21 protein-coding genes are annotated in these 24604 nt (G+C 71.0%); 10 read left to right on the top strand and 11 right to left on the bottom strand.

Annotated features, from left to right (window positions below; genetic code table 11):
• Positions 1–62: 62 nt before the first annotated feature.
• From ACIBK5_RS35700 to ACIBK5_RS35690, 3 genes are all read right to left on the bottom strand, one after another.
• Positions 63–3386: a S8 family peptidase gene (locus ACIBK5_RS35700; RefSeq protein ID WP_399026307.1), complete on the bottom strand. Its 3324-nt coding sequence runs from the start codon at positions 3384–3386 to the stop codon at positions 63–65.
• Positions 3387–3679: 293 nt separating this feature from the next.
• Positions 3680–4945, bottom strand: coding sequence for an Ig-like domain-containing protein (locus tag ACIBK5_RS35695; RefSeq protein ID WP_399026305.1), 1266 nt, complete (start codon positions 4943–4945; stop codon positions 3680–3682).
• A 273-nt stretch (positions 4946–5218) separates the two neighbouring features.
• Positions 5219–5608, bottom strand: a complete 390-nt coding sequence (locus ACIBK5_RS35690) for a hypothetical protein (protein WP_399026303.1) — start codon at positions 5606–5608, stop codon at positions 5219–5221.
• Positions 5609–5717: 109 nt separating this feature from the next.
• Here ACIBK5_RS35690 and ACIBK5_RS35685 point away from each other — a divergent pair, with 109 nt between their 5' ends.
• The gene (locus ACIBK5_RS35685; protein ID WP_189722908.1) at positions 5718–6032 is read left to right on the top strand and encodes a hypothetical protein; all 315 of its coding nucleotides are present in this window, start codon (positions 5718–5720) and stop codon (positions 6030–6032) included.
• Between the two features lie 55 nt (positions 6033–6087).
• On the opposite strand, the gene hutH is transcribed toward ACIBK5_RS35685, so the two are convergent.
• The 3 genes from hutH to ACIBK5_RS35670 form a co-directional block, all read right to left on the bottom strand.
• Positions 6088–7626 carry a histidine ammonia-lyase gene (gene hutH, locus ACIBK5_RS35680; protein ID WP_399026569.1) on the bottom strand — a complete coding sequence of 513 codons (1539 nt, stop codon included), beginning with the start codon at positions 7624–7626 and terminating at the stop codon, positions 6088–6090.
• 90 nt (positions 7627–7716) lie between these two features.
• On the bottom strand, positions 7717–8871 hold the full coding sequence (locus ACIBK5_RS35675; RefSeq protein WP_399026300.1) for a diguanylate cyclase domain-containing protein: 1155 nt from the start codon (positions 8869–8871) through the stop codon (positions 7717–7719).
• A gap of 251 nt (positions 8872–9122) precedes the next feature.
• On the bottom strand, positions 9123–9923 hold the full coding sequence (locus ACIBK5_RS35670; protein WP_399026298.1) for an enoyl-CoA hydratase/isomerase family protein: 801 nt from the start codon (positions 9921–9923) through the stop codon (positions 9123–9125).
• 218 nt (positions 9924–10141) lie between these two features.
• Here ACIBK5_RS35670 and ACIBK5_RS35665 point away from each other — a divergent pair, with 218 nt between their 5' ends.
• Positions 10142–10831: a hypothetical protein gene (locus ACIBK5_RS35665; RefSeq protein WP_399026295.1), complete on the top strand. Its 690-nt coding sequence runs from the start codon at positions 10142–10144 to the stop codon at positions 10829–10831.
• A 14-nt stretch (positions 10832–10845) separates the two neighbouring features.
• Here the strand turns inward: ACIBK5_RS35665 and ACIBK5_RS35660 are convergent, their stop codons facing one another.
• Both ACIBK5_RS35660 and ACIBK5_RS35655 read right to left on the bottom strand, forming a co-directional pair.
• Positions 10846–11949, bottom strand: coding sequence for an adenylate/guanylate cyclase domain-containing protein (locus ACIBK5_RS35660; protein WP_399026293.1), 1104 nt, complete (start codon positions 11947–11949; stop codon positions 10846–10848).
• Between the two features lie 229 nt (positions 11950–12178).
• A complete protein-coding gene (locus tag ACIBK5_RS35655; RefSeq protein ID WP_399026291.1) occupies positions 12179–13054 on the bottom strand; it encodes a biotin--[acetyl-CoA-carboxylase] ligase in 876 nt (291 codons plus the stop codon).
• Between the two features lie 110 nt (positions 13055–13164).
• Here ACIBK5_RS35655 and ACIBK5_RS35650 point away from each other — a divergent pair, with 110 nt between their 5' ends.
• From ACIBK5_RS35650 to ACIBK5_RS35635, 4 genes are all read left to right on the top strand, one after another.
• Entirely contained in the window at positions 13165–14769 is a 1605-nt protein-coding gene (locus ACIBK5_RS35650; protein WP_399026288.1) for an acyl-CoA carboxylase subunit beta, read from the top strand.
• Between the two features lie 25 nt (positions 14770–14794).
• On the top strand, positions 14795–15004 hold the full coding sequence (locus ACIBK5_RS35645; protein ID WP_399026286.1) for an acyl-CoA carboxylase epsilon subunit: 210 nt from the start codon (positions 14795–14797) through the stop codon (positions 15002–15004).
• A 110-nt stretch (positions 15005–15114) separates the two neighbouring features.
• The gene (mmpB, locus tag ACIBK5_RS35640) at positions 15115–15243 is read left to right on the top strand and encodes a morphogenic membrane protein MmpB (RefSeq protein ID WP_382490036.1); all 129 of its coding nucleotides are present in this window, start codon (positions 15115–15117) and stop codon (positions 15241–15243) included.
• A 32-nt stretch (positions 15244–15275) separates the two neighbouring features.
• Positions 15276–15896, top strand: a complete 621-nt coding sequence (locus ACIBK5_RS35635; protein ID WP_399026283.1) for a Maf family protein — start codon at positions 15276–15278, stop codon at positions 15894–15896.
• Here the strand turns inward: ACIBK5_RS35635 and ACIBK5_RS35630 are convergent.
• Positions 15865–16296: a hypothetical protein gene (locus ACIBK5_RS35630; protein WP_399026281.1), complete on the bottom strand. Its 432-nt coding sequence runs from the start codon at positions 16294–16296 to the stop codon at positions 15865–15867. The genes ACIBK5_RS35635 and ACIBK5_RS35630 overlap by 32 nt on opposite strands.
• Before the next feature lie 344 nt (positions 16297–16640).
• Here ACIBK5_RS35630 and ACIBK5_RS35625 point away from each other — a divergent pair, with 344 nt between their 5' ends.
• A complete protein-coding gene (locus ACIBK5_RS35625; protein ID WP_399026279.1) occupies positions 16641–18413 on the top strand; it encodes an acetyl/propionyl/methylcrotonyl-CoA carboxylase subunit alpha in 1773 nt (590 codons plus the stop codon).
• A gap of 233 nt (positions 18414–18646) precedes the next feature.
• On the opposite strand, the gene ACIBK5_RS35620 is transcribed toward ACIBK5_RS35625, so the two are convergent.
• Both ACIBK5_RS35620 and ACIBK5_RS35615 read right to left on the bottom strand, forming a co-directional pair.
• Entirely contained in the window at positions 18647–19627 is a 981-nt protein-coding gene (locus ACIBK5_RS35620) for a DeoR/GlpR family DNA-binding transcription regulator (RefSeq protein ID WP_399026277.1), read from the bottom strand.
• 165 nt (positions 19628–19792) lie between these two features.
• On the bottom strand, positions 19793–21241 hold the full coding sequence (locus tag ACIBK5_RS35615; protein ID WP_399026275.1) for an NAD(P)H-quinone dehydrogenase: 1449 nt from the start codon (positions 21239–21241) through the stop codon (positions 19793–19795).
• 96 nt (positions 21242–21337) lie between these two features.
• Here ACIBK5_RS35615 and ACIBK5_RS35610 point away from each other — a divergent pair, with 96 nt between their 5' ends.
• From ACIBK5_RS35610 to ACIBK5_RS35600, 3 genes are all read left to right on the top strand, one after another.
• The gene (locus ACIBK5_RS35610; protein ID WP_399026273.1) at positions 21338–21775 is read left to right on the top strand and encodes a gamma-glutamylcyclotransferase; all 438 of its coding nucleotides are present in this window, start codon (positions 21338–21340) and stop codon (positions 21773–21775) included.
• A 92-nt stretch (positions 21776–21867) separates the two neighbouring features.
• The gene (locus ACIBK5_RS35605) at positions 21868–22704 is read left to right on the top strand and encodes a purine-nucleoside phosphorylase (protein WP_382490028.1); all 837 of its coding nucleotides are present in this window, start codon (positions 21868–21870) and stop codon (positions 22702–22704) included.
• Between the two features lie 118 nt (positions 22705–22822).
• Positions 22823–24454, top strand: coding sequence for a phospho-sugar mutase (locus ACIBK5_RS35600; protein WP_399026271.1), 1632 nt, complete (start codon positions 22823–22825; stop codon positions 24452–24454).
• Positions 24455–24604: the final 150 nt, after the last annotated feature.

The raw sequence follows: 24604 nt of genomic DNA, 5'->3' as shown, positions 1-24604 counted from the left end.
TGAAATGCACGAACGGCCCGCCGGAAGCCGAGGCTTCCGGCGGGCCGCCCGCTAACGGCTGCTCACTTGCCGTAGTACGCGTTGTAGATCGAGATCGTCGACTTGTTGCCCTTCTTGTCGGCGATCTTGGCGTGGAAGGAGATGGCCTTCCCCTTCTCCGGGTTCTTGACGCTCACCTTGCCGTCCTTGACGGTGAGCTTCTTCCAGGTCTTGCCATAGTCGTACGACACGTACACCGACAGCGACTTCAGGTTGCTGCCCTTGGCCGCGCCCTCGACGGTGACCGGGATGCTGACCGTCTTGCCGGCCGGGACCTTGCTGTCCAGGCCCGTGGCCGCGTTGAAGCGGGCCGTGGAGGCGGGCAGCTGCTTGAGGTCGGTGGTCTTCTTCGAGCGGAACGTCCAGCTCGCGTCGATGCGGGTGGAGGCCGCCGCGACCTTGACGCTGCGCTTGACCGACGTCGTCAGCTTGTACTCGGCGTCACCGGCCGGGACCTTGAACGCCTCACCGCCGGTCAGCGGGTCGTCGTTGCTGCCGACCTTGGTGCCGTTGCGGTAGAGGGTCGTGTTCGCCGAGGTGAACAGCGAGGAACCCGGGTTGCCCTTGCCGTCGGCGAACAGCGGCAGGGAGCCATGGATCTGGTTGCCGTCACGGAACAGACCGAAGCCGGCGTTGATGCGCGGCCCGAAGACGGCCGTGTTGAACGTCTTCGAGTAGCTCTTGCCGCCGGCGAACTTCTGGCCGTCCAGCGAGTAGCCGGCCTCGAAGATCGGGAATCCGTCGGCGTCGACACCGCTGCTCTGGACGAAGTCGAGGTCCCACTTCACTCCGCCCAGGGTGGACAGGTGCAGCGTGCGCGTGCCCGGCAGGGCCTGGTCGACGTTGATCGAGGAGGCGCTGTTGCTCCACGGCAGCCAGCCGGTGGCGCCGATCGAGCCCTTCTTGCCGCCGGCCGCGGCACCGAGGCCCGCCTTCACCGTGGCGAGGTCGCCGGCCTTGTAGTGCTTGGTGTAGCCGGTGGCGAGCTGCTTGACCGAGCCGCCGCCGGTGACGCTGTACTGCTCCTTGTCACCCTTGGTCCAGTGACTGTCCCACTGCTGGGTCAGCGAACCGTCGGTGATCTGCGGGCCGACATGCGCGGTGCGGATGTCGGCGTAGGAGTCGAGGAACCAGCCGAACCCGTAGCTGGAGTCCCCCGCCGTCACGGTGTAGTCGGGCGAGGCGAACTCCGGCTTGGCCGCGGCGTCCGGCACGGTGATGCCGACCGGCTTGGCCTTGCGGGCGTCCAGCGTGATCGTCTGGTTCTTGGTGACGCTCAGCTTGGGCTGGGCGAGCCAGTCGGCGCCCGTGAACTGCTCCGGGTCGTCGCTCACGTAGATGTTCGTGTTGAGGACGTAGCCGCCCTTGGGCACCCGGGTGGTGACGGTGCCGTCCTCGTCGTACGGCGCGTAGAACTTGCCGCTGCCCGTGCCGGAGATGCCGGCCAGGTCGGCGGTGTAGCTCTTGGCGGGCTTGCCGTCCCGGTCGAGGAACTTCAGCGTGACGTCGTACGACTCGACCTCGCGCTGCACGGCGGCGGCCGTGCGGACACTGTGGCCGCCGCCCGTCGCCGTCACATACGCCGAGTACGCGCCGTCGACCGTGCCGCCCAGCTTGGTGTTCACGGTGAACGGGACGGAGGCCTTGCCGCCGGCCGGGACGGTCACCGAGGTGGCGCCCAGCTTGAAGAAGCCGGCCGGGACGGCCTGGCCCTTGGGGTTGGTGGCGGTCGACGTCAGCTTCAGCGTCACGTCCTTCGTACCGAGGTTGCGGTACGTCAGCTCCTTGGTGACCGGCTTGTCGTCGGTGTGCGGCCACTGCTGGACGCCGAAGCTCACCGAGCCCGGCTCGGCGATCACGGACTGCTTGATGGCCTGGTCGACCTGGATACGGCCCGAACCCTGCTGGTACGGGGTGTACTTGCCGCCCTTGGTGGAGCCGGTGAGGGCGCCCTTCAGCTCGGCGTACTTCCACGTCGGGTGCTGCTGCTTGAGGATCGCCGCCGCGCCCGCGACATGCGGGGTCGCCATCGACGTACCGGAGATCGACATGTAGCCGGCCGGGTTCTCGCCGACCTCCTGGGCTATCTGGTTGCCCGGGGCGGAGGCCGCGGTGATGTCCACGCCGGGCGCGGTCACGTCGGGCTTGAGAGCGCCGTCCATGCCGGGGCCACGGCTGGAGAAGTCGGCCAGGGCGTCCTTGTCGTCGACAGCGCCGACGGTCAGGGCCGCCGCGGCGCTGCCCGGGGAGCCGATGGTCTGTTCACCGTCGCCCTCGTTGCCTGCGGCGATGGCGAACAGGATGCCCTTCTCCTCGGAGAGCTTGTTCACCGCCGCTTCCAGCGGGTCGATCGCGGGTGTGTCGCCGCCGCCCAGGCTCATGTTGACGACGTCGGCGCCCTCGGCGGCGGCCCACTCGATGCCGGCGAGGACCTCGGAGTCGCTGCCGAATCCGCCGTCGTCGAGCACCTTGCCGTTGAGGATCTTCGCGCCGGGCGCGACACCCTTGTACTTGCCGCCCGACTTCGCGCCGGTGCCCGCCGCGATCGAGGCGACGTGCGTGCCGTGGCCGACCTTGTCGGTGGTGTCGGGCGAGGTGGTGAAGTTCTTGGCGCCGATCACCTGGCCCTTGAGGTCGGCGTGGGTGGCGTCGACACCGGTGTCCAGGACGGCGATCTTCACGCCCTTGCCGTCATAGCCGGCCGACCAGGCCTTGGGGGTGCCGATCTGCGCGACGGACTTGTCGAGGCTGGCCTTGCGGACGCCGTCGAGCCAGACGTGCGCGATGCCGGAGGCGGTCTTGTCGCCGTTGGTGACCGCGTCCCACAGCTCGGGCGTGTCCTCCTTGGGCGTCTGCACCGCGTCCGCGTTCACGGACTTCAGCGAGTGGCTCAGCGTGCCCGCGTCGCGGACGTCGGCCTTGGCGGCCGTGGCGCTGCCCCGGTAGCCGACGATGACCTTCAGGCCCTTCTTCTGGGCCTTGCGGGTCGTGGACTTGTTGAGCTCGGTGACGTCGAAGAGCCGCTGGTCGAGCTTGCCGGTGGCGACCAGGCGGGCCGCGTCGGCGGGGATGACGAGGGTGTGGCCGTCGAGCTTGCGGACCTGGACGGGAATGTCCTCGCGTCCCTTGGCCCGCTCCAGGCCGACGACGCGCCCCTTGGCGTCCAGGACGACCCGGTCGCCGGTGATCAGAGTGACGCGCTGCTTGGCGGTGAGCGAGGTGGACTTGGAGGCTGCGGCCGTCTGCTCGCCGTTCGCCGACGCCGGGCTGGTCATTCCCGCCGCCAGGGCTACGGCCGCCGCTGTGGCGACCGTGGCCGCGCACGCCTTTTTCACTTGTCTGCGCAAGTTTCCCCCTTGCCGAAGAACCAGGTGAATTCCCCGTTCACCCGGCCGGGGGTGGTCTCGTACGCATGGCCGTACACCCCCCGGAAAACGAAGTATGCCGAGGGGTGATCAGGTGCTCAATAGATGAGAAGAGGGTAAGAATTCCGTCGGCCGACTGTTACACGGCCGCCGGAACTCCGTTACAGCACCGCAGGGTTACGCCGCCCGGGCGGGACAAGACGGAAGCCGCCGCCCGGCCCCGTTCCGGGGCGGGCGGCGGCTTCCCTTCAGGAGCTGCCGGAGCTATCGGGCCGTCAGGCCTCCGAACCGGCCTTCCAGTCGGCCCAGCTCATGTTCCAGCCGTTGAGGCCGTTGTCCGGCGCGACCGTCTTGTCGCCGGTGTTCTGGACGACGACCACGTCACCGAGGATCGAGTTGTTGTAGAACCACGCGCCCGGCGTCTTCGGGTCACCGGCGCCCTTCACGTCCTGGAGGCCGACGCAGCCGTGGCTGGTGTTCGCGCTACCGAAGATGGACTTCGCGCCCCAGTAGTTGCCGTGGAGGAAGGTGCCGCTGGCGGAGAGGCGAATGGCGTGCGGCACGTCCTTGATGTCGTACTCGCCCTTGCCGTCGTCGTCCGTGAAGCCCACGGTCGCGCCGTTCATGCGCGTCTCCTTGAACTTCTCGGACATCACCATGATGCCCTCGTAGGTCTTGTTCTCGGGCGAGCCGGCGGAGATCGGGATGGTCCGCACGGTCTTGCCGTCCTGCGTGATCTTCATCTGCTTGGTCTTCGCGTCGACGTACGAGACCTGGTTGCGGCCGATCTTGAAGGTGACCGTCTTCTGCTGGACCCCGTAGACACCCTCGGCTCCCTCGACACCGTCGAGCGCGAGCTTCAGCGTGACGGTGGAGCCTTCCTTCCAGTACTCCTCGGGGCGGCAGTCCATGCGGTTGGCGTTGAACCAGTGGCAGGCGACCTCCTGGCCACCGGTCGTGCTGACCTTGATGCCCTTCTGGACGGCGGCCTTGTTGGTGATCGCCTTGTCGAAGTTGATCGAGACCGGCATGCCGACGCCGACGGTGGTGCCGTCGTCCGGGGTGAAGTTGCCGATGAAGCTGTTGGCGGGGGAGACCGTGGTGAACGAGGCGTTCTCGTGGGCGACCCGGCCGTCGGAGTCCTTGGCCTCGGCGGCGAGCTTGTAGTTCGTGGAGCGCTCCAGCTGGGTGTTGGGCTTCCAGCTCTTCTTGTCGGCGGATATCTCGCCGCTGACCTCCGTGCCGTCGGACGTCGTCATCGTGACCTCCGTGAGCGTGCCCTTGCTCACGGTGACGGCGGCGGAGTTGTTGATGGAGGCGTTGTCGGAGCCGTCCTCGGGCGTGATCTTGATCTGGGCCGCGGAGGTCTTCTTGGCCGCGGCCTCGTCGACCTTCGACTGGGAGCTGTCGCCCCCGTCACTCCCGGAGGCGTTGTCGTCGCCGCCGGTACAGGCCGAGAGCGCCAGCACTCCACCGAGCAGTGCGGACGCGACCGCCAGGCCCTTGCGCCGCTTACTGACCGTTATCACACGCTTCTCCATCGTTGCCGATTTCCCCAAGACCCCGAGTGTGTCCCCGTCAAAGACCAAGTGCCCCCGCGTGAACTCGTGAGTCCTCGTCGAGACCTTTCAACGCTACGACCGGTTCGTCCGGTTCCCCATGTGACACAGGTGTGGGGATCACCACGTCCGCGGCGCGGAGGGTGATGGCACGCATCCATGGTGCGGATGGTGCTGGTGCGGTCGGTGCGTCGCTTGAGACGACACAACCCCGGGCGGCGGTTGCCACCCGGGGTCATGTTTCCCCGAGCCGCCTCAGCCGGCCGCGCGCGCCCGGCTTCCGCCGTCCCCTTCGCCGCTGTCCTCACCGTCGATCAGGTCGTACTCGCCCTCATCATCATCCTCGTCGTAGTCCCAGTCCGGCGAATCGGGGTCGTACTCGATCCGCTCGCTGCTCCAGGAGGCCTGCTGGAGTTCGACCCCCGGGACCTGGCTGACCAGGTCGAACGGGTCCACGAGGTACGCGAGTGCCTCCGCGGTGTCTTCCGTCACAGCGCTCTCGGCGTGTACCCGTTCCGACGCCGGCAACTCGGCGTCGTCGGCGATCCGGCGGAGCGCGGACTTGGTGACCGCGTCCGCGTCGCCGACCTCCAGAACGAGTTCCACCCGAACCCGTACAAAACGTGATGTCTCAGGAGTGCTCATGGCGGGAGCGTACGTCCAGGATCTCCCGTGACTTTCCCGTGACCCGCGCCTTTTACTAACATCACCCCACACGGCCAATTCGCCAGTGCCACAAGGGGATCGATATTCCGTGTCATCCGCTCGCCGCCCGTTGCTGACCACCACCGCCGCAGCGACCCTGCTGGGCGCCCTGTGGTTCGTCCCGTCCGCCAACGCGACGTCGGACTCCCCGGTGAGAGACGCGGTCTCGGCGAGCCCGTCGCCGCAGGTCACAGAGCAGGCGCGGATCGCGGCCACGACAGCGGGCGACTCCGTCACCGACACCCGGCTCGCCGACACGGGCAGCTTCGACAGCACGCCCTACGTGGCCGGCGGCACGATGTTCCTGATGCTGGGCGCGGGCTTCGTCGCCTATTCGGTCCGCCGGGAACGACTCGGCCTCTGAGCGCACTTGGCGCGGGGCCCCGCCGGACAGCGGGACCCCGGCCGCGTTCGTCGTACTACTGGAGCGGTCCGGTGACCGTCTCGACCGCGGCGAGCAGCCGCCCGTCGCGCACGAACGCGTCCGCTCCGGCCAGGTCGGGCGCCAGGAACCGGTCCGGCCCGGGACCCTGAACTCCCGCTTCCCGTACGGCGTCGATGACCGCCCGCGTCGCGGGCGCGGGCGTCAGTCCCTCCCGCAGCTCGACGGCGCGCGTGGCGGCGTACAGCTCGACGGCGAGGACCCGGGTGAGGTTGTCGACGGCCGTGCGCAGCTTGCGCGCCGCCGACCAGCCCATCGAGACATGGTCCTCCTGCATCGCGGAGGACGGGATCGAGTCGGCGGACGCCGGTACGGCGAGCCGCTTCAGCTCGCTCACCAGGGCGGCCTGCGTGTACTGAGCGATCATCAGGCCCGAGTCCACACCGGCGTCGTCGGCCAGGAACGGCGGCAGGCCGTGACTGCGGTTCTTGTCGAGCAGCCGGTCGGTGCGCCGCTCGGCGATGGAGCCGAGGTCGGCGACGGCGACGGCGAGGAAGTCCAGGACGTAGGCGACCGGCGCCCCGTGGAAGTTGCCGTTGGACTCCACTCGCCCGTCGGGCAGCACCACCGGGTTGTCCACCGCCGACGCCAGCTCGCGGTCGGCGACCAGCCGGGCGTGGGCCATGGTGTCCCGCCCGGCCCCGGCGACCTGCGGGGCGCAGCGCACCGAGTAGGCGTCCTGGACACGTGGGGCGTCGTCCTGGTGGTGCCCGGTCAGGCCCGAACCCTTCAGCACGGCGAGCATGTTGGCGGCGCTGGCGGCCTGCCCCGGGTGCGGCCGGATGGCGTGCAGTTCGGGCGCGAGGACCCGGTCGGTGCCGAGCAGGGCCTCCATCGACAGGGCGGCCGTGATGTCGGCGGACCGGTAGAGCGTGTCCAGGTCGGCCAGGGCCATGATCAGCATGCCGAGCATGCCGTCGGTGCCGTTGAGGAGGGCGAGGCCCTCCTTCTCGCGCAGTTCGACGGGCTGGATGCCGTGTGCGGCGAGGAGTTCGGCGGCCGGGCGTACGACACCGTCCGGGCCCTCGGCGTCCCCCTCGCCCATGAGCGCGAGCGCGCAGTGGGACAGCGGTGCGAGGTCGCCGGAGCAGCCGAGGGAGCCGTACTCGTGCACGACCGGGGTGATACCGGCGTTGAGGAGGTCGGCCATCGTCTGCGCCACCTCGGGCCGTACGCCGGTGCGCCCGGAGCAGACGGTCTTCAGCCGCAGGAACATCAGGGCCCGTACGACCTCACGCTCCACCCTCGGCCCCATCCCCGCGGCGTGCGAGCGGACGATGTTGCGCTGGAGCTGTGCGCGCAGCTCCGGGCTGATGTGCCGGGTCGCCAGGGCCCCGAAGCCGGTGCTCACGCCGTACACGGGGTCCGGCTTGGCCGCCAGCGCCTCCACGATCTCGCGGGCCGCGGCGAGGGCGGCCACCGCCTCGGCGGAGAGCTCGACGCGGGCACCGGCACGCGCCACGGCGAGCACGTCGGACGCGGTCACGCCGGACGTCCCCACCACCACAGTGTGCATATCCATATTCAGGAGCGTACGCAGTGAATTCGATGATGTCACCACTGGGGGCGGGGTTCACCCCTTACCGATACGTCACACGGCCGCTCCCTACGGCGCGTGCCGCCCCCGGAAACGCCGGCGCTCCCCGTCGGCCCCCTTGGACGGCTCGTCCGCCAGCCGCATGACGGGATCATCCGGCCCGGCCCGGCCCGCGACCACCGGCCGGGCGGCCCGCTCGGCCTTGGCCCGGTACTGGGCCGCGTCCGCGAGCCGGAACAGCCGCCGCGCGGAGCGTACGGGCCCGATCGGATCCTCGGTGGAGGCGACCCCGCAGGCCACTCCGTCCCCGAGCTCCAACTCGGACGCCCGGCGGCACAGTTCGCCGGCCGCCTTCACGACCTGGTCGGCGGGCGGCCCGACCGCGAGCAGACAGAACTCGTCCCCGCCGAGCCGCGCCGCGAGCGCCCCCGGCAGCATGGCCCCGCACAGCGAAAGCACCGAGCCGAAACGCTCCAGGAGCCGGTCGCCGACCTCGTGCCCATGGGTGTCGTTGACCCGCTTGAGCCCGTTCAGATCGCAGACCACGAGACTGACGACCGTGCTGTCCCTGCGGTGCCGCTCGATCGCCTGCTCCAGGCGTACGTCCACGGCACGGCGGTTGGCGAGTCCCGTCAGCGCGTCGGTGAACGCGAGCCGCCGGGCCTCCTCAAGCCGCTCGGCCTGGGCTATGCCGGCGGCCACCACGGAGGCCAGGACGGTCGCGAAGTCGGCGTCGGCCCGCTCGAAGACGACCTCACCGGCCGGGCGGGCGACGTACAGCTCGCCCCAGGCCCGCCCGTGCAGCACGATCGGCGCGACCACGCAGCAGCTCCGGCCCCGTCGGCGCAGGGCGGCGACGCGCTGATGGCAGTACCCGGGACGCCGCCCGGCGGCGGGCCCTTCGGCGGTCTCCACCCACGCGTCGGGCTCTCCGCCCTCCGCCGCCCACCGCTCGTGCAGGAACTCGGTGATCTCCGCGAACTGGTGCACCGGATAGGCCTCGTCCTCCGGGAACTCCTCCTCCCCGTCGGCCAGCACACCCACGTTCACGAGGACTTTCAGCCGCCCGAGCTCCCGCTCCCACACCGACAGCGCGGCGAAACTCCCGCCCAGCGCCCGGCACGCCCCGGCAGCCGCCGCACGCCACGCCTCACGCGGCCCGTGCGCGGCCGCCATCCCCTGAGCCAACGCGACGACGGCCACCAGCCGTCTGTCCTCACCCATCACTCCAGGCTAGGGACTTTTCAGCCAATCCGTTCAGTGGACGACGCGAACGGGGCGGCCCCAGCTGCCCTAGCTGCGGGCATGCGCCGCCCCAGCTGCGGGCATGCGTGCCGCTAGGGGCGGCACGGGTGGGCGGTGGGGGTCCCCCCGCTCGAGCGAAGCCGAGAGTGGGGGAGGCACCCCGCAACGCCGGGCTGCGCACCCACCCGCCCCCCAGCAGCAACGCCGAGTACCGGACAACAACCCCCAGCTCACTCCCCCGGCCACTCCGGCTTCCGCTTCTCATTGAACGCGGCAACCCCCTCCGCCCGATCCCCGGAGAACGCCACCGCCCTCCACGCCGCGTCCTCCACCTCGAGCCCGGCCCGCAGATCCAGCCCCTGCCCCAACCGCAACGCCCGCTTCGCCGCCCGCAACCCCACCGGCGAATTCCCCGCGATCCGAGAGGCCAGCTCCAGCGCCACCTCCCGATCCCGCCCCTCCTCCACCACCTGATCGACCAGCCCCAACTCGCCCGCCTCCACGGCCTCCACCCGCCGCGCCGAGAAGATCAGCTCAGCCGCCCGTGCCGCCCCCACCCGACGCGGCAGCAACTGCGTGCCCCCACCCCCGGGAATCACCCCCACCGACACCTCCGGCAGCCCCACCACCGCCGTACGGTCCGCCACGATCACGTCACACGCGAGCGCCAGCTCGAACCCGCCCCCCAGCGCGAACCCGTGCACCGCCGCCACCGTCGGCACCGGCACCTCCAGCACCCCGGTGTACGCCCCACGCGCCACCGGCCGCTGCCGCACCAGCTCCGCGTCGCTGAACGAGTTCCGCTCCTTCAGGTCGGCCCCCACGCAGAACGCCCGCTCATGCGTCGAGGTCAGCACGACCACCCGTACGTCCCGGTCCTCCCCCAGCGCCGCGCACGCCCCGGCGATGGACCGCGCCATCCCGGTCGACACGGCGTTCATGGCCTTGGGCCGGTCGAGGACAAGCTCCGCGACATGCCCCTGCTCATGCCGCCGCACCAGCACGAACTCCCCGAACCGTTCCTCGTTCATGACACCCTCCGGTTAACGCGGGTTAACAACCTCACCGCCCCGATCATCCCAGCCGCACCCCACGCACGAAAGAGCGGACGCGACCGGTTCCCACACCCTCGCCCGCCCACCCGTTCGAGTGACATCACCTCAATTCCGGCCCGACCGCCCATGGGAGCGCATAGCGTGCGTCCGCCAACGGCGCACAGGGGGTGCGTGCGCTACGGGGAGGGACCGTGATGAGGGCGAACACACCGACCAGGCCACAGTGGGACACCGGGGCTGCCACGGCGCCCCGCCGAACGGGGCCGACCGCACCCGCCGAGCCGCCGCCCCAGGCGGAGACCGGCCCCTTCACCCCCCGGGTCCGGGGCCGCCACCGCAAGCCCCGCTCCCACAAGGCCCTCCTCGCCGCAGGCGGCCTCGCCCTGGCCGCCGGCGCCCTGAGCCTCGTACGTCTGGCCCCCGGCCCGAGCCCCGACGGCGTCGGCACCGTCGAGGCCGAACCCCGCCCGGACCCGGTCACCACCGGCACGGACACGGACCGGACCGCCGACACGGCCGCGACCTTCCCGGCCGCCACCCCCGAGGTCAGCCCCTCGTCACCCACGGTCCTGGGCGGCCTGACCCCGTCCCCGGCCACCAGGGGCGCACGCCCGGCCCCGCCCGCCGCGACCGGCACCCGAGGGACCGGCACGACCGCCGCTCACCGCCCCACGACCATCCCGGACACACCGAACACGCCGAACACCCCGGCACCGGCCACCCAGGACAACGCCCCACGCCCGGCCCCGGCCGCGCCCGCTCCTCCGAGCCGGACCACGCCCGCTCCGGCGCCCGAGCCCGAGAAACCGAGGAAACCGGACGACCCCGGCCTCTGTGTGCCGGTCATCGGCCTGTGTGTGGACACACCGGGCCGCCCCGGCTGACCGCCCCTGTCAGCTCAGCCCAGGTCCCGCCGCGTGAGCAGCCACGGCTCCACGACGCCCAGCCCACGCACGGGCCGCTGCCACATCGGCTGCAGCCCGAACCGGTACGCCGGAGGCTCCTCGCCCTCCTTCTCCGCCGCCGCTGCCTCCTCGGCCGCCTCCGCCTCGGAGGAGGGGGCGTCCTGCGTGCGGATCAGCTCCTCGGCGAAGGCGGTGTCGACGAGGACGGCGTCCTTCGGAGCTATCGAGGTGAGCCGGGAGGCCAGGTTCACGGTCGTACCGAAGACATCGCCCATCCGGGTGGTCACGGTGCCGAACGCCATGCCGACGCGCAGCTCCGGCATCGTCTCGTCGTGCGCCATGGTCTCGATCAGCCGCAGGGCGATCTCGGCGGCGACACCCGCGTCGTCGGCGGCGTACAGCACCTCGTCGCCGAGGGTCTTGATCAGCCGTCCGCCGTTCGCGGCCACCAGGTCGGCGGCCGTGGTCTCGAAGGCCTCGACCAGCTCGCCGAGCTCCTCCTCCTCCATCCGGCGGGTGAGCCGGGTGAAACCGACCAGGTCCGCGAAGCCCACGGCGAGGCGCCGGTCGACCATCTCCTCGTCGTCGGCTGCCTGCACGACCCGTCCGGCCGAGGCGGCCAGCTGACGCCGCCAGACATAGACCAGGAACTCCTCCAGCTCGGGCAGGAGCAGCTCGACGATCGGGTACGTCACCTCGGTGCGCGTCATGCCCGGCTCGGGCGGCTCGGTCAGCCCCTCCAGGAACGAGTCGATCTGCCACTCGGCGAGCCGTGCGGTGGTCTGCCCCGTGGACCGGGCCACCTGTACGGCCATCGCCTCGCTCAGCAGCCCGGCCTCGACGAGACCGGCGAGACGCCGCAGGGCGAGTACGTCCGCCTCGGTGAGGGCCTTGGCCTGCCCGATGTCGGCGAAGCCCATCGCCCGCCAGAAGCGGGAGGCCAGTTCCATGGAGACACCGGCGCTACGGGCCGCCTGAAACGGCGTGTACCGGCGCTCGGCCCCCAGAATGAGCCCTTCGAGGCGCAGGGCGAGCGGGTCCTCGCCGGGGTCGGCGCCCTGCGCGTCCGTGCCGGAATCCGGGTCTTCGACGGTCACGCGTGCTGCCCTTCCGATCTGTCACGGTCATGTATCGACCGGCCTCAACTCTACGGCAGGTGTGCGCCAGCTCACTCCGTCAGGCCCAGCTGCGGGCATGCGTGCCGCTAGGGGCGGCACGGGTGGGCGGTGGGGGTCCCCCCGCTCGAGCGAAGCCGAGAGTGGGGGAGGCACCTCGTCGCGCCGAGCTGCGCACCCACCCGCCCCCAGCCCTCACGCCGAGCACCTGTCAAGCAGGCCGCAAGTGGACAATGTCCCCGGCCCCCACCGGCTCCTGCACCCCGTCCTCCGTAGCCAGCACCAACCGCCCGTCCCCATCCACAGCCACGGCCTCCCCCACCACGCCCCGATCCCCCGGCAACTCCGCCCGCACGGTCCGCCCGAGCGTCGCGCACGACGCCGCATACGCCTTCTGCAATCCGCTCACCCCCGGGTCACCCCCCGCCGCGCGCCACTTCCCGTACCACTCCTCCAGAGAACGAAGGACCCCCCGCAGCAGCGGATCCCGATCCGTACTCACCGCACCGGCCAGCCCCACCGACCCCGCCGTAGGCACCGGCAGCTCGTTCTCCCTCAGCGAGACATTGAGGCCGACCCCGATCACGACCCCGTCGTCACCGGCCCGCTCGGCGAGGATCCCCCCGGCCTTGCGTTCCTCGCCCCGCACCGTGACCAGCACGTCGTTCGGCCACTTCAGGGCCGTGTCCACACCCGCCGCCCGCGACAGCCCCGTCGCCACCGCCACACCGGTGAGCAGCGGCAGCCACCCCCACCGCCCCACCGGCACCTCGCCCGGCGTGAGCAGCACGGAGAAGAACAGGCCCGACCGCGGCGGCGCCGTCCACTGCCGGTCCAGCCGGCCGCGCCCGGCCGTCTGCTCCTCGGCGACGAGCACCGCCCCCTCGGCGGCCTCACCCTTCGCCGCCCGGGCCACGAGGTCGGAGTTGGTGGAGCCGGTGCGCTGCACCACGTCCAGCTCCGACCACAGCCCTCCCTCCCGCACCAGCCCCCGGCGCAGGGCGGTGACATTGAGGGGCGGACGGTCCAGGTCCGACCAACGGCTGCCGTTCGGCTCTTGCGGCTCTGCTGCATCTCGCGGCGTCATGCAAGCCACCCTAGGTGTGGTAAACGCCGCACTGCCGACCTGGAGGCACCGCACTACTCTACGGATGAGTAACCGTCCCCCCTTTTGAGCAGGCAGGGAGCCGCATCCCGATGTCCGAGCCGGAAGAGCTGCAGCAGCCCGACATCCACACGACCGCGGGCAAGCTCGCGGATCTCCAGCGCCGTATCGAGGAAGCGACGCACGCCGGCTCCGCACGCGCCGTCGAGAAGCAGCACGCCAAGGGCAAGCTGACGGCCCGTGAGCGGATCGAACTCCTCCTGGACGAAGCCTCCTTCGTCGAACTGGACGAGTTCGCCCGGCACCGGTCCACCAACTTCGGACTGGACAAGAACCGCCCGTACGGCGACGGCGTCGTCACCGGGTACGGCACCGTCGACGGCCGCCCCGTCGCCGTCTTCTCGCAGGACTTCACGGTCTTCGGCGGGGCGCTCGGCGAGGTCTACGGCCAGAAGATCGTCAAGGTCATGGACTTCGCCCTGAAGACCGGCTGCCCGGTCATCGGCATCAACGACTCCGGCGGGGCCAGGATCCAGGAGGGCGTCGCCTCACTCGGCGCCTACGGCGAGATCTTCCGCCGCAACACCCACGCCTCGGGTGTCATTCCGCAGATCAGCCTGGTGGTGGGCCCGTGCGCGGGCGGAGCCGTGTACTCCCCGGCCATCACCGACTTCACGGTCATGGTCGACCAGACCTCGCACATGTTCATCACCGGGCCCGACGTCATCAAGACCGTCACCGGCGAGGACGTCGGTTTCGAGGAGCTCGGCGGCGCCCGCACCCACAACGCGACCTCGGGCGTGGCCCACCACATGGCCGGGGACGAGAAGGACGCCATCGAGTACGTCAAGCAGCTGCTGTCGTATCTGCCGTCCAACAACCTCTCCGAGCCGCCGGTCTTCGCGGAGGAGGCCGACCTCGAGATCACCGACGAGGACCGCGAGCTGGACGTCATCGTCCCGGACAGCGCGAACCAGCCGTACGACATGCACGCGGTGATCGAGCACATCCTGGACGACGCCGAGTTCTTCGAGACGCAGCCGCTGTACGCGCCGAACATCGTCACCGGCTTCGGGCGGGTCGAGGGCCACCCCGTCGGCATCGTCGCCAACCAGCCGATGCAGTTCGCCGGCTGCCTCGACATCACCGCCTCCGAGAAGGCGGCCCGCTTCGTGCGCACCTGCGACGCCTTCAACGTCCCGGTCATCACCTTCGTGGACGTCCCCGGCTTCCTGCCCGGCGTCGACCAGGAGCACGACGGCATCATCCGCCGCGGCGCCAAGCTGATCTACGCCTACGCCGAGGCCACCGTCCCGCTCATCACGATCATCACGCGCAAGGCCTTCGGCGGCGCCTACGACGTCATGGGCTCCAAGCACCTGGGCGCCGACCTCAACCTCGCCTGGCCCACCGCCCAGATCGCCGTCATGGGCGCCCAGGGCGCGGTCAACATCCTGCACCGCCGCACCCTCGCGGAGGCGGAGGCTGGCGGCGAGGGCCTGGAGGCGGTCCGGGCCCGGCTGATCCAGGAGTACGAGGACGCCCTGCTCAACCCCTACGTCGCGGCCGAGCGCGGCTACGTCGACGCGGTGATCATGCCGTCCGACACCCGCTGCCATGTCGTACGGGGTCTGCGTCAACTGCGCACGAAGCGGGAATCCCTGCCTCCGAAGAAGCACGGCAACATCCCCCTCTAGCCCGCAGCGACCCCAGGAGGCGCACATGACGATCAAGGTCGTACGGGGCAACCCGACCCCGGAGGAGCTGGCCGCCGCACTGGCGGTGGTCAGGGCCCGCGCCGCGGCGGCGACAGAGACCCCGCCCGGCGCACCGGCCCCCCGTGACTCCTGGTCCGACCCGTCCCGCATCGCGGCCCACCGCCTGCCCCAGCCGGGCCCGGCGGCCTGGGGCCGCACGTACTGGCCGAGCTAGAGCTCTCGCCCTCAGGGGCGCGGGGAACCGCGCACGGCGGAACAACGCGGGGCGCCGATTTGAGTACCCCTACTCAGGCGCCCCGCCCTGCCAAGCCGCACGCTGGACTCATGCTGTGGTCCGACCCCGAGAACGAACCGCCGAAAGAACTCCGCGACATGCAGGACATGCTTCGGCGGCTGGGCGTTCTCATGGCACTGGCCATGTTCGTGGGCATGCTGGTGATCGGCATCAGGTGAGCCGGCCTCGCCCGATTGACTAACCTGACCGCATGACCGCTCAGCGCCGCAGGCGACTCGTCCTCGCCTCCCAGTCCCCCGCCCGGCTCGGACTGCTCCGCCAGGCCGGACTCACCCCCGAGGTGATCGTGAGCGGCGTCGACGAGGACGCCGTCACCGCCCCCACCCCCGCCGAGCTGGCGCTCGCCCTCGCCGAGGCGAAGGCCTCCGTCGTGGCGGCCCGGCCGGAGGTCAAGGGCGCGCTGGTGATCGGCTGCGACTCGGTGCTCGACCTGGACGGCCAGGCCCTCGGCAAGCCCGCGGACGCCGAGGAGGCCACCGCCCGCTGGAAGTCGATGCGCGGCCGCGCCGGCACCCTCCAGACCGGCCACTGCGTCTACGACACGCTCACCGGCCGCTACGTCTCCGCCACCGCGTCCACGGTCGTCCACTTCGGCGACCCGACGGACGAGGAGATCGCCTCCTACGTCGCCTCCGGCGAACCTCTCTACGTCGCCGGGGCCTTCACCCTGGACGGCCGCTCGGCCCCGTTCATCAACGGCATCGACGGCGACCACGGCAACGTGATCGGCATCAGCCTGCCCCTGGTCCGACGGCTCCTCGCCGATCTGGGCGTCGGCATCACGGAGTTGTGGGCGCCGGCGGAGCGATGACCGGCTCGGCCGGGCGGTCGTACGTCATCAGCAGCAGGACGATCAGGCCGAGCACCAGCATCATGAACAGGAACGCGGGCCAGCCGACGAGACCCCAGGTGAAGGCGCCCAGCAGTCCGTGGACGACCGCCGCGCTGATCAGCAGCACCCGCCCGAGGCCCGCCGGGGGGCGGTCCCGCAGCGCCACGAGCAGGGCGACCAGGCCGCACAGGGCGAAGTAGAGGCCGAAGGCGATCCCGCCGATCTTCGACGACACCGACATCATGTGCGGATCGAGCCCGGCCAGCGACATGTCCTGCCGGTCGACGACGACCCCGAGGAACCAGTTCAGCGCGGCGATGCCGAACGCCTCACCGAAGAGCACCAACGCCACGACCCACGCCACCGGCCTGCGCACCACCGGGCCCACCCTCTTACCCCTAGTACGTTCGAGACATCGCGAACGCTACTGACAGGTAAACCCTGGGACAAGGGTTCCGCGGCGGGCAAAGAATCATTGGGCCATTCGTAGGGACTCCACAAAGAAACAGAGTGGCCCGCAGCACGTGATGACAGAGACCTTGACCACAGGAGACGGCTAGGGTTTCCCGCAGGAGTGCTGCGTACCGCGGTGCGACAAGGGATTTCGCGGGTCGAGCGAGCCTCGCATCACGCTCCGTGTGGGCAAGCTCACCACTGGGGACGGGTCGAAGTGCCGTGTCGGCAGTCCCTAAACTCGGCTTGTTTCAAGGAGGGAGCCTCATCGTGCGCAAGGTGCTCATCGCCAACCGTGGCGAAATCGCTGTCCGTGTGGCCCGGGCCTGCCGGGATGCCGGCATCGCGAGCGTGGCCGTCTACGCCGACCCGGATCGGGACGCTCTGCATGTCCGCGCCGCGGATGAGGCGTTCGCCCTGGGCGGTGACACCCCGGGCACCAGCTATCTCGACATCGAGAAGGTGCTGAACGCCGCGCGGGAGTCGGGCGCGGACGCCATCCACCCGGGCTACGGCTTTCTCTCCGAGAACGCTGACTTCGCCCAGGCTGTCCTGGACGCGGACCTGATCTGGATCGGCCCGCCCCCGCAGGCGATCCGCGACCTCGGTGACAAGGTCGCCGCCCGGCACATCGCGCAGCGCGCGGGCGCCCCGCTGGTGGCGGGCACGCCCGACCCGGTCTCCGGCGCCGACGAGGTCGTCGCCTTCGCCGAGGAGCACGGTCTGCCGATCGCCATCAAGGCGGCCTTCGGCGGCGGCGGCCGCGGCCTGAAGGTCGCGCGCACGCTCGAAGAGGTGCCCGAGCTCTACGACTCGGCGGTGCGTGAGGCGGTCGCCGCCTTCGGGCGCGGCGAGTGCTTCGTCGAGCGCTACCTGGACAAGCCGCGGCACGTGGAGACCCAGTGCCTGGCCGACCAGCACGGCAACGTCGTCGTGGTCTCCACCCGTGACTGCTCCCTCCAGCGCCGGCACCAGAAGCTGGTGGAGGAGGCGCCCGCCCCCTTCCTGTCCGACGCGCAGGTGGAGGAGCTGTACTCGGCCTCCAAGGCGATCCTGAAGGAGGCCGGCTACGTCGGCGCCGGCACGGTCGAGTTCCTCGTCGGCCTGGACGGCACGATCTCCTTCCTCGAGGTCAACACCCGCCTCCAGGTGGAGCACCCGGTCACCGAGGAGGTCGCGGGCATCGACCTCGTCCGCGAGATGTTCCGCATCGCCGACGGCGAGGTGCTCGGCTACGACGACCCGGTGCTGCGCGGTCACTCCTTCGAGTTCCGCATCAACGGCGAGGACCCGGGCCGCAACTTCCTCCCGGCTCCCGGCACGGTCACGAAGTTCGACCCGCCGGCCGGCCCGGGTGTCCGCCTGGACGCGGGCGTGGAGTCCGGCTCGGTCATCGGCCCGGCGTGGGACTCCTTGCTGGCCAAGCTGATCGTCACCGGCCGCACGCGCAAGGAGGCCCTGGAGCGGGCCTCCCGCGCGCTGGAGGAGTTCCAGGTCGAGGGCATGGCGACGGCGATCCCGTTCCACCGTGCGGTGGTGAAGGACGCGGCGTTCGCTCCCGAGCTCACCGGCTCGTCCGACCCGTTCACGGTCCACACCCGCTGGATCGAGACGGAGTTCGTCAACGAGATCAAGCCCTTCGCCGCGCCGGCCGACGCCGCCGAGGAGGAGGAGCTGGACCGCGAGACGGTCGTCGTCGAGGTCGGCGGCAAGCGCCTGGAGGTCTCCCTTCCGGCCTCGCTGGGCATGTCCCTGGCCCGTACGGGCCTGGCGGCGGGCGCCAAGCCCAAGCGCCGCGCGGCGAAGAAGTCGGGCCCCGTCGCCTCCGGCGACACCCTCGCGTCCCCCATGCAGGGCACCATCGTCAAGGTGGCCGTCGAGGAGGGCCAGGAGGTCAAGGAGGGCGACCTGGTCGTCGTCCTGGAGGCCATGAAGATGGAGCAGCCCCTCAACGCGCACAGGTCGGGCACGATCAAGGGCCTGAGCGCGGAGATCGGCGCGTCGGTCACGTCCGGCGCGGCCATCTGCGAGATCAAGGACTGAACCGGCCACGCGTAACACCTACGGCGCGGCCCCGAGTCGGGGCCGCGCCGTAGGTGCGGGTTCTCGTAGCTGCGGGCATGCGCACCGCCCCAGCTGCGGGCATGCGTGCCGCTAGGGGCGGCACGGGTGGGCGCAGCGGCACCTCGCCGCGCCGAGCTGCGCACCCACCCGCCCCCAGCACCCACGCCGGGCACCTGCGCAGCCACCAGCAGGACCCACCCACTCGGCGGCTCCTACCGCCGCCGCATATCCGCCACCCGAGCCCGCTCCGCCCCAGGCCCCTGCTCACCCAGGATCGACGCGGACCGCAACTGCCCCCCGGCCCCCGGAACCTGACGCCGCGGCCCGGGCAACGGCACATCCCTGCGCTGCTGACGCGCCGGGACCGAATCACCCCCCGGTCCCCCCGCCCCCGCTCCAGCGGAACCCCCTTGCCCCCCGGCGACAGCGATCTGCACGCCCTGATCGGCAAGCGCCTGAAGCTCCGTGGCCGCACGGTCGTCATGCGCGGGCGGCTCATCGGTCACAAGCCGGGTGATGAGATCCGTAGGCACGGTCTGGAACATCGTGTCCGTCCCGAGCTTCGTATGGTCGGCAAGCACCACCACCTCCGCCGCCGCCTGCACCAGCGCCCGGTCGACGGACGCCGACAGCATGTTGGACGTGGACAACCCGCGCTCGGCGGTCAGACCGCTCCCGGACAGAAACGCCCGCGACACCCGCAGCCCGTGCAGGGACTGCTCGGCACCACTGCCGACCAGGGCGTAGTTCGAACCGCGGAGCGTACCGCCGGTCATCACGACCTCGACCCGGTTGGCATGGGCCAATGCCTGTGCCACCAGCAGCGAGTTGGTGACGACGGTCAGTCCGGGCACCCGGGCGAGCCGGCGCGCCAGCTCCTGGGTGGTCGTACCCGCCCCGACCACGATCGCCTCCCCCTCTTCCACGAAGTTCGCGGCGAGGTCGGCGATGGCGGTCTTCTCGGCGGTCGCGAGATGGGATTTCTGCGGAAAGCCGGACTCCCGCGTGAAACCGCCCGGCAGTACCGCACCGCCGTGCCGGCGGTCGAGGAGTCCTTCTGCCTCCAGCGCGCGCACGTCCCGCCGTACGGTCACTTCGGAGGTCTGGACGACGCGGGCGAGCTCACGGAGCGACACGGCCCCGTTCGCTCGCACCATTTCGAGGATCAATTGGCGACGTTCTGCAGCGAACACGAAACTGACAGTAACGCCAGCGACCGTCTGCTTTCAGCAGTTTGCGCTGAATAGCAGAAGATGTTCGCACGGAGCAGCGGGAAGTGGTATAGAGCCTAGTCCCGCCGCCTATGCCACACACATGGTCGAATACTCCCCGTGACCAGGGAGGAGCCGGTTTCGGCCTCAGCCCTCGCCGGTCTCCTTGCGCGTGTGCAACTGCCGTGCCACCTCGGCGATCGAGCCCGAAAGCGAGGGGTAGACGGTGAAGGCGTTCGCGATCTGCTCGACGGTCAGATTGTTGTCGACCGCGATCGAGATCGGGTGGATCAGTTCCGAGGCACGCGGCGCCACGACGACACCACCGACCACGATCCCGGTCCCCGGCCGGCAGAAGATCTTGACGAAGCCGTCGCGGATGCCCTGCATCTTGGCGCGCGGGTTGCGCAGCAGCGGCAGCTTCACGACCCGGGCGTCGATCTTCCCGCCGTCGACATCGGCCTGCGTGTAGCCGACGGTGGCGATCTCCGGGTCGGTGAAGACGTTCGACGACACGGTCTTGAGGTTCAGCGGGGCCACGGCGTCACCGAGGAAGTGGTACATCGCGATCCGCCCCTGCATGGCGGCCACGGACGCGAGGGCGAACACCCCGGTCACGTCACCGGCGGCATACACCCCCGGAGTGGTCGTACGCGACACCTTGTCGGTCCAGATGTGGCCGGACTCGCGCAGCCTGACCCCGGCGTCCTCAAGACCCATGCCCGCGCTGTTGGGCACGGCGCCGACGGCCATCAGACAGTGCGACCCGGTGATGACACGCCCGTCGGAGAGGGTCACCTCGACCCGGTCCCCGACCCGCTTGGCGGACTGCGCCCGGGTACGCCCCATGACGTTCATGCCGCGACGCCGGAAGACGTCCTCCAGCACGGCGGCCGCGTCCGGGTCCTCGCCCGGCAGCACGCGGTCCCGCGACGACACGAGCGTCACCCTGGAACCCAGCGCCTGGTAGGCACCCGCGAACTCGGCACCGGTCACACCCGACCCGACCACGATCAGCTCCTCGGGGAGCTCGTTCAGGTCGTACACCTGGGTCCAGTTCAGGATCCGCTCACCATCGGGCAGGGCATCGGGCAGCTCACGCGGATGCCCACCGGTGGCGATGAGCACGGCATCCGCCGTCAGGGTCTCCTCACTCCCGTCAGCGGCGCGCACCACCACCTTCCGCGACCCGTCGAGCGCCTGCATGCCCTCCAGCCGCCCGCGCCCACGCATGACACGCGCCCCGGCACGTGTCACGGAGGCGGCGATGTCGTGCGACTGGGCGAGCGCGAGCCGCTTCACACGCCGGTTGACCTTCCCCAGGTCGACCCCCACCACCCGGGCGGACTGCTCCATGGGCGGGGTGTCGTCGGCGACGATGATCCCCAGCTCCTCGTACGACGAGTCGAAGGTGGTCATCACCTCGGCCGTCGCGATCAGAGTCTTCGACGGCACGCAGTCGGTGAGCACCGACGCCCCGCCCAGACCGTCGCAATCGACGACGGTCACCTCCGCGCCGAGTTGAGCGGCCACCAGCGCCGCTTCGTATCCGCCGGGTCCGCCACCGATGATCACGATCCGAGTCACGTACTCCATTGTCCCGCACCCCTCAACCCGATACCGCCCGGGGGCCCGCCGCGATGCGGCTCCGTTACGCGAGTGACGCGAGTCCGCCTGCCGTACCCTTCCCCCATGTCGCTCTACGCCGCGTACGCCGGCAACCTCGACGCGCGGCTGATGTCCCGCCGCGCCCCGCACTCGCCGCTGCGCGCCACCGGCTGGCTGAACGGGTGGCGGCTGACCTTCGGCGGCGAGCACATGGGCTGGGAGGGCGCCCTGCCGACGATCGTCGAGGACCCCGTCTCCCAGGTCTTCGTCTCCCTCTACGACATCGCCCCCATGGACGAGGACTCGATGGACCGCTGGGAGGGCGTCGGCCTGGAGATCTACCGGCGTACCCGCGTACGGGTCCACACCCTGGACGGCGAGGAGCCGGCCTGGTCCTACGCCCTCAACGCCTACGAGGGCGGCCTCCCCTCCGCCCGCTACCTGGGCGAGATCGCCGACGCGGCCGAATCGGCGGGGGCCCCGCACGACTACGTGATGGAACTCCGCAAGCGCCCCTGCTGAACCCCGTCTGTCGGAAACGACAAGACAACGATCGCCACCCCGTCGGCTCCACCATCTACGCGCGTAGGCATTCACCGGCTACCCTCGTCCGCGTGAACGCATCTCTTCTTCCGGACGACATCCAGGGCGCCGCCCCGATCGATCCCAGGGCCGCCGCCGACGCCGCCGCGGCCCGTCTGCGCGAACTGACGGGCGCCGAGACCCACGACGTCGCCCTCGTGATGGGCTCCGGCTGGGCTCCGGCCGTGGACGCCCTGGGCGCCCCCGACGCCGAGTTCCAGGTCACCGAGCTGCCCGGCTTCCCGCCCCCGGCGGTCGAGGGCCACGGAGGCAAGATCCGCTCGTACAAGATCGGCGACAAGCGCGCCCTGGTCTTCCTCGGCCGCACGCACTACTACGAGGGCCGCGGCGTCGCCGCTGTCTCCCACGGCGTCCGCACCGCCGTAGCGGCCGGCTGCAAGACGATCGTCCTCACCAACGGCTGCGGCGGCCTGCGCGAGGGCATGCGCCCCGGCCAGCCGGTCCTGATCAGCGACCACATCAACCTCACGGCCACCTCCCCCATCATCGGCGCCAACTTCGTCGACCTCACCGACCTCTACTCCCCGCGCCTGCGCGCCCTGTGCAAGGAGGTCGACCCCACCCTGGAGGAGGGCGTCTACGCCCAGTTCCCCGGCCCGCACTACGAGACTCCGGCCGAGATCCGTATGGCCCGCGTCATCGGCGCGGACCTGGTGGGCATGTCGACGGTCCTCGAGGCGATCGCCGCGCGGGAGGCGGGTGCGGAGGTTCTCGGTATCTCCCTGGTGACGAACCTCGCCGCGGGCATGACGGGCGAGCCCCTCAACCACGAGGAGGTCCTCCAGGCGGGCCGTGATTCGGCGACGCGGATGGGTTCTCTGCTGGCTCAGGTACTGGGACGCCTGTAAGGCACCACCCGGCGTCAGTGCTGGGGTCGGGGGCGTCCGCAACCCGGCGCGGCCCCGACCCACCACCCGGCGCCAGGCGCTGCGCACACCCCCGACAACCGAGAGGCTGACCCCGACCGTGCACGACGAACTCATCGCACAGGCCCAGGCGTGGCTCACCGAGGACCCCGACCCGGACACCCGCACCGAGCTCGCCCGCCTCATCGACGCCCAGGACCACACCGAACTCGCCGCCCGCTTCTCCGGCACACTCCAGTTCGGCACCGCCGGCCTACGAGGCGAACTCGGCGCCGGCCCCATGCGCATGAACCGCTCGGTCGTCATCCGCGCCGCCGCGGGCCTCGCCGCGTACCTCAGGAAGCAGGGCCACGACAACGGCCTGGTCGTCATCGGCTACGACGCCCGCCACAAGTCGTACGACTTCGCCCAGGACACCGCCGCCGTCATGACCGGCGCCGGCCTCCGCGCCGCGGTCCTTCCCCGCCCGCTCCCCACTCCCGTCCTCGCCTTCGCCATACGGCACCTCGGCGCCGTCGCCGGCGTAGAGGTCACCGCCAGCCACAACCCGCCCCGCGACAACGGCTACAAGGTCTACCTGGGCGACGGCTCCCAGATCGTTCCCCCGGCCGACATCGACATCGCCGCGGAGATCGCCGCCGTCCCGTCCCTCACCACCGTCCCCCGCCCCACCCACGGCTGGGACACCCTCGACGACAGCGTCCTCGACGCCTACCTCACCCGCACCGACGCCGTACTGGCCAAGGGTTCCCCCCGCACGGCCCGCACGGTGTACACGGCGATGCACGGCGTCGGCAAGGACGTCCTCCTGGCGGCCTTCGCCCGCGCGGGCTTCCCGCCCCCGGCCCTCGTCACGGAACAGGCCGATCCCGACCCGGACTTCCCGACCGTCGCGTTCCCCAACCCGGAGGAACCCGGCGCGATGGACCTGGCCTTCGCCACCGCCCGCGCGACCTCCCCCGACCTGATCATCGCCAACGACCCGGACGCGGACCGCTGCGCCGTCGCGGTGCAGGACGGCACCGACTGGCGCATGCTCCGCGGCGACGAGGTCGGCGCGCTCCTCGCCGCCCATCTCGTCCACCGCGGAGCGACCGGCACGTTCGCGGAGTCGATCGTCTCGTCCTCGCTCCTCGGCCGTATCGCCGAGAAGGCGGGCAACCCTCACGTCGAGACCCTCACCGGCTTCAAGTGGATCGCCCGCGCCGAGGGCCTGCGCTACGGCTACGAGGAGGCCCTCGGCTACTGCGTGGACCCCGACGGCGTACGCGACAAGGACGGCATCACGGCCGCGCTCCTGATCACGGAACTGGCCTCTCAGCTCAAGGAGGAGGGCCGGACCCTCCTCGACCTCCTCGACGACCTGGCCGTGGAACACGGCCTGCACGCCACGGACCAGCTGTCGGTCCGCGTGGAGGACCTCTCCCTCATCGCCGCCGCGATGCACCGCCTGCGCGAACAGCCCCCGACCGAACTCGCCGGCCTGCGCATCACCCGCACGGACGATCTCACCCAGGGCACGGAAAGCCTCCCGCCCACGGACGGCCTGCGCTACACGCTGGACGGCGCCCGGGTGATCGTCCGCCCGAGCGGCACGGAGCCGAAGCTGAAGTGCTACCTGGAGGTCGTGATCCCGGTGGCGTCACACACCGACCTCCCCACGGCCCGCGCGAAGGCGACGGCGCTGCTGGAGTCGATCAAACGCGACCTGTCGGCGGCAGCGGGCATCTGACCACATGAAAAGGGGTGCCCCTCAAAGGGCACCCCGCCACACCCCCCGAGCCCCGGCCCCCACCCCCCCCCCCCCAGAATAGCCCGACCCCCCCCCCCGCCCACACGCGCCCACCCCCCCCCCCGCCCCCCCCGGCCCCCCCCCCACCGA

It is taken from the genome of Streptomyces sp. NPDC050546 (assembly GCF_044457425.1).
Classification (GTDB): domain Bacteria; phylum Actinomycetota; class Actinomycetes; order Streptomycetales; family Streptomycetaceae; genus Streptomyces.
This window is presented reverse-complemented; position numbering and strand designations above follow the sequence as displayed.

Excerpts from the sequence above, each read along its gene's own strand:
- ACIBK5_RS35695 (WP_399026305.1), bottom strand. The coding sequence starts at position 4,945 with ATGGAGAAGCGTGTGATAACGGTCAGTAAGCGGCGCAAGGGCCTGGCG.
- ACIBK5_RS35690 (WP_399026303.1), bottom strand. The coding sequence starts at position 5,608 with ATGAGCACTCCTGAGACATCACGTTTTGTACGGGTTCGGGTGGAACTC.
- hutH (WP_399026569.1), bottom strand. The coding sequence starts at position 7,626 with ATGCACACTGTGGTGGTGGGGACGTCCGGCGTGACCGCGTCCGACGTG.
- ACIBK5_RS35675 (WP_399026300.1), bottom strand. The coding sequence starts at position 8,871 with ATGGGTGAGGACAGACGGCTGGTGGCCGTCGTCGCGTTGGCTCAGGGG.
- ACIBK5_RS35670 (WP_399026298.1), bottom strand. The coding sequence starts at position 9,923 with ATGAACGAGGAACGGTTCGGGGAGTTCGTGCTGGTGCGGCGGCATGAG.
- ACIBK5_RS35665 (WP_399026295.1), top strand. The coding sequence starts at position 10,142 with ATGAGGGCGAACACACCGACCAGGCCACAGTGGGACACCGGGGCTGCC.
- ACIBK5_RS35655 (WP_399026291.1), bottom strand. The coding sequence starts at position 13,054 with ATGACGCCGCGAGATGCAGCAGAGCCGCAAGAGCCGAACGGCAGCCGT.
- ACIBK5_RS35650 (WP_399026288.1), top strand. The coding sequence starts at position 13,165 with ATGTCCGAGCCGGAAGAGCTGCAGCAGCCCGACATCCACACGACCGCG.
- ACIBK5_RS35645 (WP_399026286.1), top strand. The coding sequence starts at position 14,795 with ATGACGATCAAGGTCGTACGGGGCAACCCGACCCCGGAGGAGCTGGCC.
- mmpB (WP_382490036.1), top strand. The coding sequence starts at position 15,115 with ATGCTGTGGTCCGACCCCGAGAACGAACCGCCGAAAGAACTCCGCGAC.
- ACIBK5_RS35635 (WP_399026283.1), top strand. The coding sequence starts at position 15,276 with ATGACCGCTCAGCGCCGCAGGCGACTCGTCCTCGCCTCCCAGTCCCCC.
- ACIBK5_RS35615 (WP_399026275.1), bottom strand. The coding sequence starts at position 21,241 with ATGGAGTACGTGACTCGGATCGTGATCATCGGTGGCGGACCCGGCGGA.
- ACIBK5_RS35610 (WP_399026273.1), top strand. The coding sequence starts at position 21,338 with ATGTCGCTCTACGCCGCGTACGCCGGCAACCTCGACGCGCGGCTGATG.